This window comes from Leucobacter sp. M11 (genome assembly GCF_035726885.1).
Lineage (GTDB): Bacteria > Actinomycetota > Actinomycetes > Actinomycetales > Microbacteriaceae > JAPFRB01.
In genome coordinates this window covers 41522-44343 of record NZ_JAPFRB010000007.1, presented here as the reverse complement: position 1 = coordinate 44343, position 2822 = coordinate 41522, and the positions used below count along the sequence as shown (strand labels likewise).

Sequence of the window (2822 nt, the reverse complement as noted above, 5' to 3'; positions counted from 1 at the left end):
CTCGTCCGTGAGCCCGAAGTACACCGCGCCGTTTGCCTGGGGCAGGGCGAACAGGAAGCGACCGAAGGCACCGGGTACGGGCATCGTGACCGCGGCGAGGGGTCGGCCCACGCGCGCCGCGTCGAGCACGAGGTGGCTGCCCCGGCTCGGGGTGACCGTGATCGAGGGCTCCAGGTCCCCGGCCCAGACCCCCGTCGCGTTAATGACGATGCCCGCGCGGATCTCGCCGCTCTCCCCCGTGCGCTCATCGCGGAAGGAGACGCGGTCCGCGCTCGCGGCGGTGACGCGGCAGTCACGGATGATGCCCGCCCCGAGGCTGGCGGCGGTGCGGGCGACGGCGAGCACGAGCCGGGCGTCGTCCTCCACCTGGCCGTCCCAGTACACGAGGCCGCCCCGGAGGTGGTCCCGGCGGTGCGCGGGCGAGAGGGCGAGCACGCCGTCGCGGCCCACGGGCCGGGGGCCGGGCAGGCGCGTGCTGGACAGGCCGCTCGCGCGGCGAAGCACGTCCGCGAGGCCGACGCCGGCGGCGGACAGGGCGAAGCCCGCGCGGCCGGCGAGGCCCGGCTCGCCGTTCGGAATTAGAAAGCGGAGTGGGCGCACCAGGTGCGGCGCGATCGTCGTCATGAGGTGCTTGCGCTCGACGGCGGACTCCCAGGCCATCGCGATGTCGCCCTTGGCGAGGTAGCGCAGGCCGCCGTGCACGAGCTTCGAGCTGACCCCGCTCGTGCCCGCGGCGAGGTCGTTCGCTTCTAGGAGCACGGTGCGCAGGCCGCGGCTGGCGGCGTCGAGCGCGACGCCCGCGCCGGTGATGCCGCCGCCGATCACGAGCACGTCGATCGGCTCGCCGCCCGCGGTGGCGCGGTCCAGCCCGGCCCGGCGGCTCGCGTCGTTCAGGGAGGAGGGGGCCCCAGCGATCGCCCGCTCGTGCAGTCTGGCTTCCGGTGCCCTCATGTGTGACACTGTAGGCCATGGGCGCAGATATCACTGAAATCCTCCCGCCGTCGGTCTGGTGGGGCTGGGGTGACCCGGCCCGGGCGAAGCCGCTTCCCGAGCACGCGATCGCGCTGCTCCGGGATCGGCTCGGCACCGACCCCGCCGTGACCGCTCCCCCGGTCGCGCTCGACGAGGTCGAGCTGCCCGAGCCCGCGCTGGACGCCACGGCGCTCGACGCCATCGCCGCCATCGTCGGCGCGGACCGGGTCTCCACGGAGCGGCTCGATCGCGTCGAGCACGCGGGCGGGAAGAACACCCCAGATCTGCTCTCGCGCCGCGCGGGGGACGCCCGGCTCGCGCCCGACGCGGTGGTCCGGCCGAGCACGAGCGAGGCCGTGGGCGAGCTGCTCCGGCACTGCGTGACCGCTGACATCGCCGTGGTGCCCTTCGGCGGCGGCACGAGCGTCGTTGGCGGGGTGGAGCCGCTGCGCGGCGGACGCGCCGCCGTGATCGCGCTCGACCTGGGCGGCATGGCGCAGCTGCTCAGCCTGGACCCCGTCACCCGCACGGCCCGGGTGCAGGCCGGGATGCGCGGGCCCGCGCTGGAGGCCGCGCTCGCGAGCCGGGGCTTCACGATGGGGCACCTCCCGCAGAGCCACCAGGAGGCCACGATTGGCGGCTACGCCGCGACCCGCTCGGCGGGGCAGGCGTCCACGGGCTACGGGCGCAGCGACGAACTCATCACGGCGCTCCGGGTGGAGACGCCGCGCGGGCCGCTCCGCCTCGGCGACGGCGCGCCCGCGAGCGCGGCGGGGCCGGACCTGCGCCAGCTGTTCATCGGCAGCGAGGGGCTGCTGGGCATCATCACGGAGGTCACGATCAAGATCGTGCCCGCGCCGACAGCGAAGGCCTACGGGGCGTGGGCCTTCCCGAGCTTCGCGGCGGGGGTCGAGGCGCTCCGGATCCTCGCGCAGGAGGCGGTGCCGGGCGACGTGCCCGAGGTGTGCCGCCTGAGCGACGAGGAAGAGACCGAGCTGAACCTCGCCCTCGCCGGGGGCAAGGACGTCGAGCTGCTCACGAACTATCTCGGCAAGCGGGGGCTGAAGCGCCCCGCGCTCGCCCTGTTCGTCTGGGAGGGCGAGGGGCGCGAGCCCGCGGCGCGCCGGCGGCGCATCGCCCGCGTCCTGCGCCGGGCGGGGGGCGTGTCGGCGACGGCGGGGCCCGCGAAATCCTGGGACCGGGGGCGCTTCTCCGCCCCGTACCTGCGTGATGAGCTGCTGGGTCGCCGAATCTTCGTGGAGACGCTGGAGACCGCGGCGCTCTGGTCGAACCTGGAACAGACGCACGACGCGGTGCGGGACGCGATCCGCGCGGCGCTCGCGGGGAGCACGGGGGCGGACAGCGCGATCCAGTCGCACGTCTCGCACCTGTACCCCACGGGCGCTTCCCTTTATTACACGTTCATCGCGGCGATGGAGGACGACCCGCACGAGCAGTACCGCCGGGTGAAGGCCGCGGCCTCGGAGGCGATCGTGGCCTCGGGCGCAACGATCACGCACCACCACGCGGTGGGCACCGAGCACGCGCCCTACCTCGCCGCCGAGATCGGCGAGCTCGGGCTCGATGTGCTCGCCGCGGTCAAGCGCGAGCTGGACCCGACGGGCATCCTGAACCCGGGCAAGCTCCTCCCGGAGCCCCCGACCGCCTGATCCTCCCGCCCTCCGGGGGTGCGCGCCCCTGCATGGAGAGGGGGCGTGCTGGGTGGGTCGGGTTCCGGGTGGGGCGGGTTCGGGGTGGCTCGGGTTCGGGTGGCTCGGGTTCCGGTGTTGTTGGGTGTTGGGTCGCTGAGCCGTGAAGCGGTAATGATTTAAGACGCACAGACGCACAGA

2 protein-coding genes are annotated in these 2822 nt (G+C 74.6%); one reads left to right on the top strand and one right to left on the bottom strand.

The genetic code is table 11. The annotated features are described in order from the left end of the window. The coding region (locus tag OOT08_RS18100) for an FAD-dependent oxidoreductase (protein WP_325094278.1) at nt 1-951 on the bottom strand (951 nt) is incomplete at its 3' end. 17 nt (nt 952-968) lie between these two features. Here OOT08_RS18100 and OOT08_RS18095 point away from each other — a divergent pair. After that, nucleotides 969-2642, top strand: a complete 1674-nt coding sequence (locus OOT08_RS18095) for an FAD-binding oxidoreductase (protein ID WP_325094277.1) — start codon at nt 969-971, stop codon at nt 2640-2642. Nucleotides 2643-2822 lie beyond the last annotated feature (180 nt).